The sequence below is a fragment of the Gilliamella sp. LMG 34359 genome (assembly GCF_984569085.1).
The window spans coordinates 3,401,624-3,416,680 of record NZ_OZ474906.1; the positions used below are offsets into that span (position 1 = coordinate 3,401,624).

14 protein-coding genes are annotated in these 15,057 nt (G+C 34.8%); 3 read left to right on the top strand and 11 right to left on the bottom strand.

The window, feature by feature from the left end; translation table 11 throughout:
• Positions 1-35: 35 nt before the first annotated feature.
• The 3 genes from moaE to moaC are packed head-to-tail and all read right to left on the bottom strand — an operon-like array spanning position 36 to position 1,219.
• Positions 36-479 (bottom strand): molybdopterin synthase catalytic subunit MoaE, encoded by a 444-nt coding sequence (moaE, locus tag AC5LXV_RS15515; protein WP_493460784.1) that lies wholly within the window; start codon positions 477-479, stop codon positions 36-38.
• Between the two features lie 4 nt (positions 480-483).
• A complete protein-coding gene (gene moaD, locus AC5LXV_RS15520; protein ID WP_493466963.1) occupies positions 484-729 on the bottom strand; it encodes a molybdopterin synthase sulfur carrier subunit in 246 nt (81 codons plus the stop codon).
• Between the two features lie 4 nt (positions 730-733).
• Complete coding sequence (moaC, locus tag AC5LXV_RS15525; RefSeq protein WP_144189618.1) at positions 734-1,219, bottom strand: cyclic pyranopterin monophosphate synthase MoaC; 486 nt, start codon at positions 1,217-1,219, stop codon at positions 734-736.
• A 200-nt stretch (positions 1,220-1,419) separates the two neighbouring features.
• Between moaC and priA the strand changes: the two genes are divergently transcribed.
• Positions 1,420-3,588, top strand: coding sequence for a primosomal protein N' (gene priA, locus AC5LXV_RS15530; RefSeq protein ID WP_493466964.1), 2,169 nt, complete (start codon positions 1,420-1,422; stop codon positions 3,586-3,588).
• 40 nt (positions 3,589-3,628) lie between these two features.
• On the opposite strand, the gene AC5LXV_RS15535 is transcribed toward priA, so the two are convergent.
• Together AC5LXV_RS15535 and AC5LXV_RS15540 are read right to left on the bottom strand one after the other, a co-directional pair.
• Positions 3,629-3,934, bottom strand: a complete 306-nt coding sequence (locus AC5LXV_RS15535) for a ComEA family DNA-binding protein (protein ID WP_110432619.1) — start codon at positions 3,932-3,934, stop codon at positions 3,629-3,631.
• Between the two features lie 153 nt (positions 3,935-4,087).
• Positions 4,088-5,956 carry a SurA N-terminal domain-containing protein gene (locus AC5LXV_RS15540; protein ID WP_493466965.1) on the bottom strand — a complete coding sequence of 623 codons (1,869 nt, stop codon included), beginning with the start codon at positions 5,954-5,956 and terminating at the stop codon, positions 4,088-4,090.
• 154 nt (positions 5,957-6,110) lie between these two features.
• On the opposite strand from AC5LXV_RS15540, the gene AC5LXV_RS15545 reads away from it, so the two are divergent.
• Positions 6,111-6,617 (top strand): helix-turn-helix domain-containing protein, encoded by a 507-nt coding sequence (locus AC5LXV_RS15545; RefSeq protein WP_493466966.1) that lies wholly within the window; start codon positions 6,111-6,113, stop codon positions 6,615-6,617.
• The gene (locus tag AC5LXV_RS15550; RefSeq protein WP_493468011.1) at positions 6,515-7,459 is read left to right on the top strand and encodes an IS3 family transposase; all 945 of its coding nucleotides are present in this window, start codon (positions 6,515-6,517) and stop codon (positions 7,457-7,459) included. The genes AC5LXV_RS15545 and AC5LXV_RS15550 overlap by 103 nt, the downstream gene beginning before the upstream one ends.
• A gap of 67 nt (positions 7,460-7,526) precedes the next feature.
• Here the strand turns inward: AC5LXV_RS15550 and lon are convergent, their stop codons facing one another.
• The 6 genes from lon to AC5LXV_RS15580 all read right to left on the bottom strand — a co-directional run bounded on the left by lon (position 7,527) and on the right by AC5LXV_RS15580 (position 15,029).
• A complete protein-coding gene (gene lon, locus AC5LXV_RS15555; RefSeq protein WP_493466967.1) occupies positions 7,527-9,962 on the bottom strand; it encodes an endopeptidase La in 2,436 nt (811 codons plus the stop codon).
• Positions 9,963-10,129: 167 nt separating this feature from the next.
• Positions 10,130-11,404 (bottom strand): ATP-dependent protease ATP-binding subunit ClpX, encoded by a 1,275-nt coding sequence (gene clpX / locus AC5LXV_RS15560; RefSeq protein WP_493466968.1) that lies wholly within the window; start codon positions 11,402-11,404, stop codon positions 10,130-10,132.
• Positions 11,405-11,414: 10 nt separating this feature from the next.
• Positions 11,415-12,017: an ATP-dependent Clp endopeptidase proteolytic subunit ClpP gene (gene clpP, locus AC5LXV_RS15565; RefSeq protein WP_034884667.1), complete on the bottom strand. Its 603-nt coding sequence runs from the start codon at positions 12,015-12,017 to the stop codon at positions 11,415-11,417.
• An 88-nt stretch (positions 12,018-12,105) separates the two neighbouring features.
• A complete protein-coding gene (gene tig / locus AC5LXV_RS15570) occupies positions 12,106-13,407 on the bottom strand; it encodes a trigger factor (RefSeq protein ID WP_493445376.1) in 1,302 nt (433 codons plus the stop codon).
• 105 nt (positions 13,408-13,512) lie between these two features.
• Positions 13,513-14,541, bottom strand: a complete 1,029-nt coding sequence (gene lpxD / locus AC5LXV_RS15575) for a UDP-3-O-(3-hydroxymyristoyl)glucosamine N-acyltransferase (protein WP_110432614.1) — start codon at positions 14,539-14,541, stop codon at positions 13,513-13,515.
• The gene (locus tag AC5LXV_RS15580) at positions 14,541-15,029 is read right to left on the bottom strand and encodes an OmpH/Skp family outer membrane protein (RefSeq protein ID WP_493466969.1); all 489 of its coding nucleotides are present in this window, start codon (positions 15,027-15,029) and stop codon (positions 14,541-14,543) included. Before AC5LXV_RS15580 ends, lpxD begins: the two co-directional genes overlap by 1 nt.
• Between the last annotated feature and the right edge of the window lie 28 nt (positions 15,030-15,057).

Consider the following 15,057-nt stretch of genomic DNA (forward strand, 5'->3'; position numbering starts at 1 on the left):
ATAACATAACAACCGTATTATATATTAAATAAGGATTAATACCATTTCTTCAAGGCATTTAAATCGGATTCCTTTGCTTTTACCCAATTTTGCCCGCTAACAGTCTGTTCCTTCTTCCAAAATGGAGCCTCATTTTTTAATATATCCATTATAAACTCTGTAGTAGCAAAAGCATCACTACGATGAGCTGCACTCACACCAACAAACACAATACTTTCATTGGCATAAATTTTACCAACACGGTGGACTATCGCAACTCGATTGATCGCCCATCTACCTCGGGCTTGATTAATAATATTACCTAACACTTTTTCAGTCATTTCAGGGTAGTGTTCTAACGTTAGACTAATAACTTGATTTTCAAAACTACGCACCTTGCCCATAAACGTCACTACTGCACCATCTGCTGGTGATTCATAAAGCCAAGTGATCAATGAATTCACATCGATGGGAGATTGGTTAACTTGGATAATATTCATATTGTTAACCGCCTGTTACTGGAGGGAAAAAGGCAATTTCATCATCCTCTTGAATAATATAGTCATAGTTAACTAAAGTCTGATTGACTGCACATAATACTGTTTTTTCTTTTAATGCTAATGACCATTTATTACCACGCAAACTCAACTGTTCTAGAAGTTGAGATATTGCCATTTGCTCTACCGCTAACTCAAGTTTATCAACCCCAACCAGCTCTCTAGTTTGTGCAAAAAAAATAATTTTATTCATACTATCACTGTGTTATTGCATTATATTCGCCCGATTTACCGCCAATTTTATTGAGTAATCGAACCTGATTAATGATCATATCTTTTTGATTAGCTTTGCACATATCATATATTGTTAATGCGGCTACCGAAGCGGCAACTAATGCCTCCATTTCAACCCCAGTTTGACCTGTTAACCGACAAATAGATTCAATCCTAATACTATGATTTTCAAATAGGGGTTCAATATTGACTTCTATTTTACTCAGAAGTAGTGGATGACAAAGTGGAATCAAATCCCATGTTCGTTTAGCTGCTTGAATACCGGCAATCCTTGCTGTGGCGAAAACATCGCCTTTATGATGTTTTCCTTCAATAATCAGATTAAATGTTTCCGCATTCATTAAAACGATGGATTCTGCCCGAGCTTCTCGTAAAGTTGACTGTTTTTCAGAAACATCAACCATATGAGCATCACCGCGTTGATTAATATGTGAAAATGAGGCTGACATTTTTATTTACCTTTAAATATTATGTTGTACTTTATTACTAAAGATAGCAAATTTTGTATATGGATACTACTATCCTATAAATTATCATATAAATAAAGTTTTTATATAGTTCACTTAGATATAATCAATTTATCTGCGTAAGTTTTGCGAGTTAAATAAAATCTGCGTACAATAGCAGTTTTTAATAATAGTGATTGTTAATGCTGATTGCTCATGTAGCCTTACCGGTACCCCTTTATCAACTGTTTGATTACAAACTAACCTTACCTGCTGAAATTGGTATGCGGGTTAAAGTGCCTTTTGGTAAACGGGAGATGATTGGAATCATCGTTAAAATTGATCAGCAAACAACTTTCGATATTGAAAATTTAAAAGCAATTACCTCAGTTATCGATGGCAAAAAACTCTTTTCGCAACCAATTTGGCAATTATTAAATTGGGCGACAGGTTATTATCATTTCCCAATTGGTGAAGTCATGTTTCATGCCATGCCTGTTCTCTTAAGGCAAGGTCGCCAAGCGATTAATGAAGGCGTAAAACAGTGGCAATTAACACAGCAAGGGCAACAAATTGATTTAGAGCTGTTAACAAAAACCCCAAAACAAAAGCAATTATTAGCTTCACTTAGAAACAATGATTTAAATCAAAGTAATTTTAACCCCAATATTTATCAAGAATTACAAAAAAAACAACTTATAGAATTAGTCTATCGTCAACCTGAAAAAATTTGCTGGCAGACAAATTATTCAACCAATCCAGCATCAATCCAATTAAACGATGAACAATCTAACGCTATAGCGAAAATTAATCAACAAAATAAACAATTCGCTGTATTTTTACTTGATGGCATAACGGGTTCTGGCAAGACTGAAGTTTATCTAAATATAATTGCAGATGTTTTATCACAAGGGAAACAGGCTTTAGTTTTAGTTCCGGAAATAGGTTTAACCCCGCAAACAATTAAACGCTTCAAGCAACGCTTTAATGCCCCTATTGATATTTTACACTCAGGCCTAACCGATAAAGAACGTTTAGAGGTTTGGATAAGAAGTAAAGATGGTGAAAATGCCATTGTTGTTGGCACCCGCTCTTCGCTTTTTACGCCATTCAAAGATTTGGGCATCATTATTATCGATGAAGAACATGATAGTTCGTACAAACAACAAGAAGGATGGCGTTATAACGCTAGAGATTTGGCAATTATTCGAGCAAAAATTGAAAATATACCTATTGTATTAGGATCGGCAACGCCTTCTCTTGAAACCATCAACAATGCACAAACGCACAAATACCAACAACTCAAGCTGACACAAAGAGCTGGTAATGCCAAACTAGCCAAACAATCTATTTTGGATATTCGTGGCATGGCTCTAGCTTCGGGATTATCTCAACCACTAATAGAACAGATAAGAGCACACTTACATAACAATAATCAAGTTATGTTATTTCTTAACCGTCGAGGATTCGCACCATTAATTATTTGTCATGATTGTGGTTGGATTGCCGAATGTCCACGTTGTGATCGCCCTTATACTTTTCATAAAAAGCAAAATAAATTAATTTGTCATTATTGTGATACACCAAGAGAAGTACCCAAGCAGTGCCCTAAATGTGGTTCCACCCAATTATTACCGATTGGATTTGGAACTGAGCAACTTGAAAAACAACTTAATCTGTTGTTCCCCAATATAAAAGTTACCCGTATTGATCGTGATACCATAACTAAAAAAGAGGCATTGAATAGCTATTTGCATGATATTCATAAAGGTGGCGCCCATATCTTAGTCGGTACGCAAATTCTGGCTAAAGGCCATCACTTTCCTGATGTGACATTAGTCGGCATCGTTGATGTTGATGGCGCCTTGTTTTCAAGCGATTTCCGGGCAACAGAAAGATTCGCACAAATCTATACTCAAGTTTCAGGTAGAGCCGGTCGTGAAACCAAAGCGGGCGAAGTTATTCTGCAAACCTATCATCCACAACATCCTTTATTAAACATTCTACTGACTCAAGGCTATCCGGCATTTGCAAAGCAGACTTTACTTGAACGTCAACAAACTTTATTGCCTCCATTTAGCTATCAGGTACTAATCCGTGCTGCCGACCGTAATAACTTACATGCCCCCAAATTTTTGCAGCGCATTCATGATTGGTTAAAGGCGAATTATGACCATAATTTATGGCAACTTGGCCCTATGCCTGCAAGTCAACCTAAAAAAGCTGGCTATAACCGTTGGCAATTATTATTGCAACATACTAATAGGCAATTATTGCAGCAAATATTAGATAAGCTACTAACAGTTGTTGAGCAGTGGGATGATGTTTCAAAAGTAAGATGGAGTATTGATGTTGATCCAATTGATAATTAGCAATATCTTCCAACAGCTTCGCTGTTGGAAGATAGAATATTTATAAGGTAATTTTTCCTATATTTTTATCAAGTGTTGCTTGGCCAATTCCTGAAACCTCCTTTAATTGTTCTAGCGAAACAAAAGGCCCAAATTTTTCCCGATACTCGATGATTTTCTGAGCTTTACTCATCCCAATACCAGTTAATACTTTACTTAACTCTTCAGCGGTTGCCGTATTAATATTAACTTGTACAACTTGTTTTTGCTCTCCTTTGGTTGTGATATCGGATTTTGAATCAGCAAAACTTCCAGTTGAAAAAAATAACGATGTGAATAAAAGGCAAAATAATGTAAAAATTTTCATTTAAATTAACTCCAAAATAATTAAGCAACTAAATTTGCATAATCACTATCTCATGGAGTTAATAAGATAAATTTTAATAATTACAAAAATGCGAAAAGCCACCAAAGTGGCTTCTCTTCTATTTAGATATTTACCAAATTTCTTTGATCTTGATCACATATTTGTATCTGGCATAATTTCAATTTTCGCTTTAGAACGAATATCGTTGCTAAGATAATAATAAGTATCTGCCATAGATGCTGGTAATAGTTCTGCTGAAATATCTTGATATTCTTTTGGCGTATTAACATTAACTAGCCTTACAATATAGGCAGTATTATTTTCTAAAAATTGGACTTTAAATAAATCAGATTTAACACCTGGAATTGGTAGTTGCATATTAAAAATCATATCTACTACTTTTTTATCTAAATCTGTCGAATCTCTGTGTAAAACATATTTCTTACTGAAGTTTATTTTATCTGAGTTTCTATTAGTATTTAATTCAGCCAATAAGTTATCAACCGTTTCTTTGAAACGATTTTCAACTTTATCTTTAGTGAGTTTTTTATTGATGGTTTCTTTAACTTCTTCAAATGGCGCTATCCCTTCAGGACGATAATCTGTTACTTGAATAACAAAACTATAACTACCATAATTTCTTTCAATTGGAATTAGATCCGATATTTTATGGGTCAATTGCCCATCATTGAGCATCTCTTCACTAAAGACTAAATCACTAATTTCAGGATGAAACATGATCGAATTTAAGTCTTTATAGCTTGTCCAATCTGTCATTTCAACACTAAGACCAGTTTTTTCAGCCAATTCTTCCATCGATTTAGGTGACTGAGTTAGCGTTTTTTTGATTTTGTTTTCAATTGCAGTAAATGCTTTTTGCAATTTTTGCTCAAACAAATTTTCTTCAATTTTATTTTTTGCGTGATCAAAGCCCATAGATTGAGATGCTTGCTTACCATCAAGTTTAATGATAACAAATCCACCATCAGTCGCGATTGGTTTTGAAATTTGATTAACGGTTTGCAAGTTGGCTTTTTTGAAGAATTCAGGCAAAGTGTCATCATCAGCAAACCAACCTAATGATCCATTCTTTCCGTAGGCAGAAATATCATTATTTTGATTAAGATCTACTGCTAGTTTTTCAAAATCAACTCCCGAAGCTAACTCTTTAACAACTTTATCAGCTTGTTCTTTATTTGTTACAAAAATGGCACTAAAAGCTTTTTTTGCTGGATAACTATAATTTTTAATATTTTTTTCATAATTTTTTCTGATTTCATCATCAGTAACTTTTATGTCTTTTGCAACGATATCCTTAGAAGTATAGATATATTTTAATTTGACTCTATCTTTTCTGAAAAATTCTTTTTGATGTTCATCATAATATTTTTTCTCATCTTCTTCTGTAATATTGATATCTTTCAGATCATCTAGAGAAGAATCAACCATAGTAGCATAAACATCTCTTGTTTGATTTTTTAACATCGCAATTTCAGAATCTGATGGTAACACAAAACTAGATTTTACCAAGGCATCCATAACCTGCTCTTGTTGTAGCGATGTCCTTAATATTTCTGCGTAACTATCAGGGGTAAAACCGTTTACTTGAAGTAAATTTAAATAATTTTGATTATCAAATTTACCATTTATAAAAAACACTTTTTGTTGTCTAATATAATCTCTTACTCGTTCGTTACTGATTGCCGCATGAATTTTTTGAGAAAATTGATAAGCTAAATAGTTATCTATTTGCTGAGCTAACACATTTTGCCGTATTTCTTTATTAAGTGAGGCATCACCACCACTAGTGTTACGCAAAATTTGTTGTACCTGAGCTTCAAAACCAGTTCGACTGATACCGTTGCCGTCTACTTTTGCAATATATAATTGCTCATCATTTGTAGCATTACCGCCACCAAAACCCAGAAAGCCAACGCCAGTAAAAATAAAACATAAAATAATAATTGCAAAGATTATTTTAACAACAAGACTGTCCGCCGCAGTTCTAATTGTTTCCATCATAGCTCGCCATTCTCCATACACCTAAAATTGAATTTCGCAAGTATAGCATATTTGCCTAAATTGGCTATTATCTAATTAAAAGCCGATAAAAAAAAGCCAACACAAATGAAGTGCCCCCCAATAGTTGAACAACCAATTACTGAGGGGTCTTTTTATGTCAAAATATAGTCGAGATTTAAAAATTATCATAGCTAATGAATTCTTATCAGGAGAATCATCCGAAATTCTTTCAAAAAAATATGCGATATCTGCTCGTCAGATTCGGTATTGGGCCCAAGTGGTTGCGATTCATGGTGATAACGCCTTTCAACCAACACCTCATTTACGTCATGCCGAAGCAAGATTACAAGCATTAAAATTAATGTGGACAAATAATTGGTCTCTCGGGCACACTAGTGCTATGCTTAATTTAAGTTCCCCCGGGCTTCTATTTGTTTGGCTTGATAGATATCATAAAAAAGGTTTCCGAGGGCTTGAATATCGTTCCAGAGGAAGACCATGTATGAAGCACCCCCGTATTGAACCAACTCACAGTGATGATGAAAAAACAATTGAAGCATTAAAAGAGGAAATTGCTTATCTACGAGCAGAAATTGCTGTTCTAAAAAAGTTCGAAGAGCTGAAGCAAGCAAAACGTCAACAAACAAAGAAAAAACGTTAGTTGTTTTAGCTCTTAAATATCAGTATTCTTTAAAACATTTGCTATCAGCAACAAAACTGGCAAAAAGTGTTTTTTATTATCATGTTAATAGGTTGAAAACCCCGTCTGCTTATGAAAATGAGTTAAAACGTATAGAATCGATTTACCATGAACATAAAGGGCGTTATGGTTATCGCCGAATTCATTTAGCGTTGATAAATGAAGGCATTAAGCTCAATCATAAAACGGTACAACGCTTAATGGGTCAGCTTAATCTCAAATCGACAGTAAGACCTAAAAAATATCGTTCTTATCGTGGAGAGACTGGTAAAACAGCCGCTAATTATCTTAAAAGAGATTTTGAATCATCGAGACCAAATGAAAAATGGGTAACGGATGTCACAGAATTTAAGGTAAATGAACAGAAAATTTACCTATCGCCCATTATCGATTTATATAATCAAGAAGTAATCGCTTATAAAGTGGCTAAAAATGCACGTTTGACCTTGGTGACAGATATGCTTCAAAAAGGGATATCACGCTTAAAACAGTGTGAAAAACCGTTACTACATAGTGACCAAGGCTGGCAATATAGAAATTGCCATTATCAGAAGCTACTAGCTAATAATGGCATCAAACAAAGTATGTCCAGAAAAGGAAATTGTTTAGATAATGCGGTAGCTGAAAACTTTTTTGGTCTATTAAAATCAGAAATGTACCATGGACAATGCTTTCAAGATGCAGATGAATTGATTGAAAAAATAGAAGAATATATAGAATACTACAACACCAAACGGAGTAAAGCCAAATTAAAAGGCCTGACTCCGGTTGAATATCGAAATCAGGCCTTACAAGCCGCTTAATAAAAGTGTCCAACTTTATGGGGTCACTTCAGTCACTTCAACAAAGTTGGCTTTTTTATTGTTTGATCTAATTTAACCGAGTTGAAACATTAGCTGTATTTTTGATCTTTTTAACCGTTTTTTTTGTTGGTGACGCTATTTTTACGTTTTGGTTAACTGCTTCAATACCAAATGGGTTATTTTGCAAAGCAATCACCAAAACATCATCTATCCACTTAACCGGTCTGATATCAATTTCAGATTTAACATTTTCTGGAATCTCTTCGAGATCTTTAACATTATCAATCGGAATTATAGCTGTTTTGATGCCACCGCGGTGAGCAGCTAATAATTTCTCTTTTAACCCACCGATTGGTAATACTTCGCCTCGTAAAGTAATTTCGCCCGTCATAGCAACATCTGAACGCACAGGGTTACCAGTTAAAGTCGAAACCAAAGAGGTACACATAGCGATACCTGCACTCGGACCATCCTTAGGTGTGGCGCCATCAGGAACATGCACATGTATATCACGTTTTTCATAAAAGTCGTTATTGATTCCCAACTTTTCAGCTCGTGAGCGAACAACTGTAAGTGCGGTTTGAATAGATTCTTGCATCACGTCACCCAATGAGCCGGTATAAGTCAACTTACCTTTACCAACAACACTCATTGATTCAATCGTTAGCAGATCACCACCAACTTCTGTCCACGCCAAACCATTAACTTGACCAATCCGATTTTCACTTTCAGATTTTCCATAATCAAAACGTGGCACACCCAAATAATCTTTTAGATTATCTTGCGTTACGCTTATTTTTCGTAAACGGTTATTTAAAGCAAGTTGCTTAACAACTTTACGACAAATTTTGGCTATTTCTCTTTCTAAGCTTCGTACACCTGCTTCACGCGTGTAATAGCGAATAATGCTAATTATAGCTGAGTCATCAATATTAATTTCACTCGCTTTTAAACCATTATTAGCAATCTGTTTAGAAATTAAATGCTGTTTAGCAATATTCAACTTTTCATCTTCGGTGTAACCGGATAGCCGAATTACTTCCATTCTATCAAGTAATGGGGCAGGAATATTCATTGAATTAGCTGTTGCTACAAACATGACATCCGATAAATCATAATCGACTTCTAAATAATGGTCACTAAATGCACTATTTTGCTCAGGGTCAAGAACTTCTAATAACGCAGAAGCTGGATCACCACGCATATCGGAAGCCATTTTATCGATTTCATCTAACAAAAATAGCGGATTTTTAACCCCAACTTTAACTAAACGCTGGATTAATTTACCTGGCATTGAACCAATATAAGTTCTACGATGTCCGCGAATTTCAGCTTCATCACGGACGCCACCTAATGCCATACGAACATATTCTCTTCCTGTCGCTTTAGCAATTGATTGTCCTAATGACGTTTTACCCACTCCCGGAGGCCCCACTAAACATAAAATTGGCCCCTTAACTTTATTAACTCGCCCTTGTACCGCCAAATATTCTAGAATTCGATCTTTAACTCGATCAAGGCCATAATGGTCTTTATCTAAAACTTTTTGCGCGTCATGAATATCCTTTTTTACTTTACTGCGTTTATGCCATGGAACCTGTAACATCCAATCAATGTATCCACGAACGACCGTTGCCTCGGCAGACATAGTCGGCATCATCTTAAGTTTATTAAGTTCAGATAATGTTTTTTCCTTGGCCTCTTTTGGCATTTTCGCCTTAGTAATTTTTAAGTTTAACTCTTCATATTCGTCAAGCTTATTATCGATATCTCCTAACTCTTTATGTATCGCTTTGATTTGTTCATTGAGATAATATTCTTTTTGCGCTTTTTCCATTTGTTGTTTCACGCGTTGACGAATATTTTTTTCTACTTGCAACAAATCAATTTCTGCTTCCATTAATGAAATAAGCAACTCAAAACGTTTTTCTAAATCAGAACTGACTAAAATTTCTTGTTTTTGTTCAACTTTTACAAATAATGTTGCGGCAACAGAATCGGCTAATTGTGATGGTTCTTTAATTAAATGAATTGAATCAACAACCTCTTGGGTCACTTTTTTATTAAGTTTGGCATAATCGTCAAAGTTAGATAATAGTACCCTTATCATTGCTTGGTTAACTTTATCATCCTTTTTCAATTCTTTTAGAGGTTTGATGTTTGCGATTAAAAAATCATCTTCTTTTCGTTCAAGAATATCAACTATTTTAGCACGGGCAACACCTTCAACGAGAACCTTTACTGTACCATCAGGTAATTGAAGTAATTGTAAAACATTGGCTACAGTTCCTACTTCATACAAATCTTCAACATCAGGGTCATCTTGCGAAGGGTATTTTTGTGTTACAAGAAAAACTTGTTTATCCATCTCCATTGCACTTTCCAGACAACGGATTGATTTATTACGACCAACAAAGAGAGGAATTACCATGTGCGGAAATACAACAACATCACGCAATGGTAAAATAGGCATTATCATTTGTTTAGTTTGTTTTGTCTTCATTTTGTTCTCTCGGTAGTACAAACTTATCATTCTTATATTGGGGCAATTTTAAGATATTCAAGCTCATCCTGTTATGTTTTAAATAAGCAGTACAAAGATGTACATGCATATTCCACTCTTTTGCAATTAAATGCTACTTACTGTAAATAGCACTCTTCACTTACCTATTATGCAGAAAGTTCTGTATCTTCACTAAAAATTAATTTAGGTGATTGCAAATGATCTACCGTATCTTTCTCAACAAGCACTTTTTTAACATTATGCAATGATGGTAAGTCATACATTGTATCTAATAATATATTTTCAACAATTGAACGCAAACCTCGAGCTCCTGTTTTACGCTTCATTGCATTGATTGCAATTGCGTCTAAAGCTTCTTGAGTAAATTCCAGTTCTACACCATCCAATTCTAATAAGGCTTTAAATTGTTTAGTTAAGGCATTTTTAGGTTCTGTCAAAATGTTAACTAACGCATCTTTATCTAACTCTGCTAATGTTCCGATAACCGGTAATCTACCAATAAATTCAGGAATAAGACCAAATTTAACTAAATCTTCCGCTTCTATCTGGGCTAATAACTCAGATTCTGTCGCTTTATTTTTTGAGCTTTTTACATCAGCGGCAAAACCAATTCCGGTATTAGTAGATATTCGATTTTCAATAACTTTATCCAAGCCACTAAATGCCCCACCACAAATAAAGAGGATTTTTGATGTATCAACTTGCAAAAATTCCTGTTGAGGATGCTTTCGTCCACCTTTAGGTGGAACTGAGGCAATCGTACCTTCAATAATTTTTAGTAAAGCCTGCTGAACACCTTCACCTGAGACATCTCGAGTGATAGATGGATTATCCGATTTTCTAGAAATCTTATCAATTTCATCAACGTAAATGATACCACGTTGAGCTTTTTCTACATTATAGTCACAACTTTGTAATAATTTCTGAATAATATTTTCGACATCTTCACCAACATAGCCTGCTTCGGTCAATGTCGTTGCATCAGCCATGGCAAATGGAACATCTAAAAAACGGGCTAATGTCTCAGCAAGTAAGGTTTTTCCACTACCTGTAGGGCCAATTAATAAAATATTACTTTTACCTAACTCTACATCACTACGATTAGAGTAGCTACGTAAACGTTTATAATGATTATAAACAGCGACGGATAATACTTTCTTAGCACGCTCCTGACCGATGACATATTCATCAAGATGGTCTCGAATTTCATGCGGTGTCGGTAATGGTTTACTAATAAATTCTTCATGAGAGAGAAAGCCTTTTGTCTCTTCTTTTAAAATATCATTACATAAACCAATACATTCATTACAGATATAAATAGATGATGGTCCAGCAATTAATTTACGGACTTCATGTTGACTTTTCCCACAAAAAGTACAATAGAGTAATTTTTCTGAATTTTCTTTATCCACTTTTTCCACCTATTTAGTTTTAAGATCGTTTACTGTATATGGCGTCAACCAATCCATATTCAACTGCTTTCTCAGCTGACATGAAATTATCACGATCTGTATCCTTCTCAATTACACTAATATCTTGTCCGGTATGTTTTGCCAAAATATTATTTAATCGACTTTTTACCTGTAATATTTCTTGAGCATGAATTTGAATATCTGATGCTTGCCCTTGGAATCCACCTAGTGGTTGGTGAATCATAACCCGAGCGTTAGGTAAGCAGTAACGTTTACCGTGAGTTCCTGCCGCTAAAAGTAGCGATCCCATTGAACAGGCTTGTCCAAGACAAATTGTGCTTACATCAGGTTTAATAAACTGCATCGTATCATAAATAGCCATCCCAGCTGTGACAACACCACCAGGAGAATTGATATATAAGTAAATATCTTTCTCGGAGTTTTCTGCTTCAAGAAAAAGCATCTGTGCAATAATCAAATTGGCCATATTATCTTCAACTTGTCCAGTCAAAAATATAATTCTTTCTTTTAATAATCGTGAGTAAATATCATAAGCTCTTTCGCCACGAGAACTTTGCTCAACAACCATTGGAATCACACTCATGTATGGTTCTAAAGGCATCTTCATCTCCTAATTAAACAAAATAGCCCAAACAATTGATCCTTATTTGGGCTTATAATGAATTTTAATTAAATAAGTGACAAGCTGCTTAAGCAACTTGTTGATTCATTAATTCTGAAAATGAATAAGTCTTCTCTGTCACTTTTGCACTAGCTAATAATAAATCAACAACTTGATCTTCTAATGCAACAGAACGGATATTATCCATTGCTTTTTTATCTTTACGGTAATAATCAACCACTTCTTTAGGATCTTCATAAGCAGTTGCTATTTCATCAATTAAAGATTGAACTTTCGCTTCTTCAGCTTTTAATTTGTTACTTTCAATAATTTCGCTGAATAGTAATCCAACGATGACCCGACGTTTAGCTTCTGCTTCAAACAACTCTTTAGGTAGATCCATTGGTTGTTTAATATTTCCACCAAAGCGAGTTACGGCTTGTTGACGTAATACTTCAACTTCGCGGTCAATTAACGCTGAAGGAACTTGAATATCATTATTTTTTACTAAACCATCAATAGCTTGTGTTTTGATTTTATTGCGAATTGTTGCATTAAGCTCACGTTGCATATTTTTGCGTACTTCTGCCCGTAAACTTTCAACTGTTCCATCAGCAATACCAAATCTTTTAACTACATCTTCGGTAAGTTCTGGTAATTCAAGTTCTTCAACTTTGTTAAGTTTAGCTGAAAATACCGCTGGCTTACCTTTTAAATTCTCGGCATGGTAATCTTCTGGGAAAGTAACATTAATGTCAAATTCATCCCCTGCTTTGTGACCAATAATGGCATCTTCAAAACCTGGAATCATTCGACCTTGTCCTAGCACAAGAACAAAATCATCAGCTTTACCACCTTCGAATTCAGCACCATCAACTTTACCTAAAAAGTCTAGCGTGACGCGATTTTGTTCTTTTGATTTCTTTTTAACAATTTTCCATGTACCTTGTTGCTTACGTAAGGTTTCAATCATAGTTTCAACATCAGCATCTGCAATTTCAGCAACCGGTTTTTCGACTTCAATTTTATCTAAATCTTTAATTTTAATCTCAGGATAAATTTCAAATTCAACAGTGAAAGTATAATCTTCGCCATCTTTATATTCTTTAGGCGTATAAATTGGCGCACCGGCTGGATTCAATTTTTCTTGAATAATAGCATCGATAAAATTACGTTGCATTAAATCACTTAAAGCATCTTGTAAAATAGAAGCACCATAACGTTGTTCAACAATTTTTAAAGGTACTTTGCCTTTACGGAAACCATCAATACGTACTTTTTTTGCTGTGTTAATAAGTTCTTTATTAACCGCTTTGGTAATATCTTCTGATTTTATTGTAATTGATAAACGACGGCCCAAACCTTCTGTTGTTTCTACCGAAACTTGCATCTTTATACCTCGGAATTATTAAATATATTTGCTCATCATTAAAAATTAATTAATTGAGCTAATTAAATTTACAAAATAGGAAAGCATTATACCGACCGTAATCGTCTACGTCGAGACATTTAATAGCTTCTTCTCAAGTGCTTTCAAACGTTTATTCATTTCATCAATATGCAAAACTAATGAAGCTGTTTTACGCCATACTTTATTTTGTTGCAATGGAATACCGGATGAATATACACCAGGTTCGGTAATTGGTCGCATAACCATACCCATGCCGGTAACCGTTACTTGATCACAAATTTCCATATGTCCGTTAATAACGCTCGCACCACCAATTAGGCAATGACGTCCAATCTTTAAACTACCCGCCATAATAACACCACCAGCGACCGCTGTATGATCACCAATAATATCGTTGTGAGCAATTTGACACTGATTATCAATTATTACACCATTACCAATAATAGTATCATCTAACGCACCACGATCTATCGTTGTTGATGCCCCGATTTCAACATTATTACCAATAACTACTCGACCTAATTGGGGGATTTTTATCCATTTACCTTTATCATTGGCATAACCAAATCCATCTGCTCCAATAACTGTCCCTGACTGAATTAAGCAATTTTCACCAATAATACAGTTATGATAAACAGAAACATTAGCCCATAATTTAGTGCCAGCACCAATCTTAGTATTTTTACCGATGAAACAACCTGGACCAATAATACAGTTATCAGCCAATATCACATTGCTTTCAATAACCGCATTAGCGCCGATTGATACATTGTTACCTAATTTAGCAGACGAATCAATCACCGCAGAAGGCGCGATATCTTTAGCTGGGTTTGGTGTGGTATCTAGGTATTGTGCTAATTTTGCATAAGCAAGATAAGGATTGTTAACAATTAAGGCGGCACCGTGCCAGTATTTTAGGCTATCTTCAGTCATTACTACAGCTGAAGCTTTACACTCTGAGAGATTGCTCTGAAATTTTTTATCTGCCAAAAATGTAATTTGTCCTGATACCGCTCCTTTCATTGATGCAATACCTGTGATGGGTAAAGTCCCATCACCGTGTAATTTAGCATCAATATGCTTAGCTAGTTGTTCTAAAAGACAAGCAAACATTATTTCTTAACCTTCTCCAACACTTTATCTGTAATGTCAACAGTATCAGAGGCGTATAAAACTGTATCTGCTCTTAAAACAAGATCAAATTTTTCTTCTGCAACAATTTTTTTAACTGCTTGTTGAATTTTCGCTAATAATTGACTAGCTTCTTTTGCTTCACTTTCACGATATTCATTTGAAAAAGCGGCAGCTTTATTCTGAAAATCTGCAATAGTTTTACTTAGTTTGGCCTTTTCAGAAGATGATAAAGTTACCCCTTCTTTCTTTAAGCGTGCAGCGGCATCATTAGCAAGTTTTTCTTCGGCTTCTAATGATTTTGCTCGAGCTTCAAATTTTTGAGTTAATGCTTTACCAACCGCTTCTCTTTCTGGCATACGATCCATTACAGATTTAATATCGATAATACCAATTTTAGTTTCAGCATATACAAAACTCGTAAAAAATAGCGCAATACTGATACCAATAACAGACATAATTTTTTTCACTTTATTCACCTATGTGTATTTTAGTTAT

Excerpts from the sequence above, each read along its gene's own strand:
- moaE (WP_493460784.1), bottom strand. The coding sequence starts at position 479 with ATGAATATTATCCAAGTTAACCAATCTCCCATCGATGTGAATTCATTG.
- moaD (WP_493466963.1), bottom strand. The coding sequence starts at position 729 with ATGAATAAAATTATTTTTTTTGCACAAACTAGAGAGCTGGTTGGGGTT.
- moaC (WP_144189618.1), bottom strand. The coding sequence starts at position 1,219 with ATGTCAGCCTCATTTTCACATATTAATCAACGCGGTGATGCTCATATG.
- priA (WP_493466964.1), top strand. The coding sequence starts at position 1,420 with ATGCTGATTGCTCATGTAGCCTTACCGGTACCCCTTTATCAACTGTTT.
- AC5LXV_RS15535 (WP_110432619.1), bottom strand. The coding sequence starts at position 3,934 with ATGAAAATTTTTACATTATTTTGCCTTTTATTCACATCGTTATTTTTT.
- AC5LXV_RS15540 (WP_493466965.1), bottom strand. The coding sequence starts at position 5,956 with ATGATGGAAACAATTAGAACTGCGGCGGACAGTCTTGTTGTTAAAATA.
- AC5LXV_RS15545 (WP_493466966.1), top strand. The coding sequence starts at position 6,111 with ATGTCAAAATATAGTCGAGATTTAAAAATTATCATAGCTAATGAATTC.
- lon (WP_493466967.1), bottom strand. The coding sequence starts at position 9,962 with ATGAAGACAAAACAAACTAAACAAATGATAATGCCTATTTTACCATTG.
- clpP (WP_034884667.1), bottom strand. The coding sequence starts at position 12,017 with ATGCCTTTAGAACCATACATGAGTGTGATTCCAATGGTTGTTGAGCAA.
- tig (WP_493445376.1), bottom strand. The coding sequence starts at position 13,407 with ATGCAAGTTTCGGTAGAAACAACAGAAGGTTTGGGCCGTCGTTTATCA.
- lpxD (WP_110432614.1), bottom strand. The coding sequence starts at position 14,541 with ATGTTTGCTTGTCTTTTAGAACAACTAGCTAAGCATATTGATGCTAAA.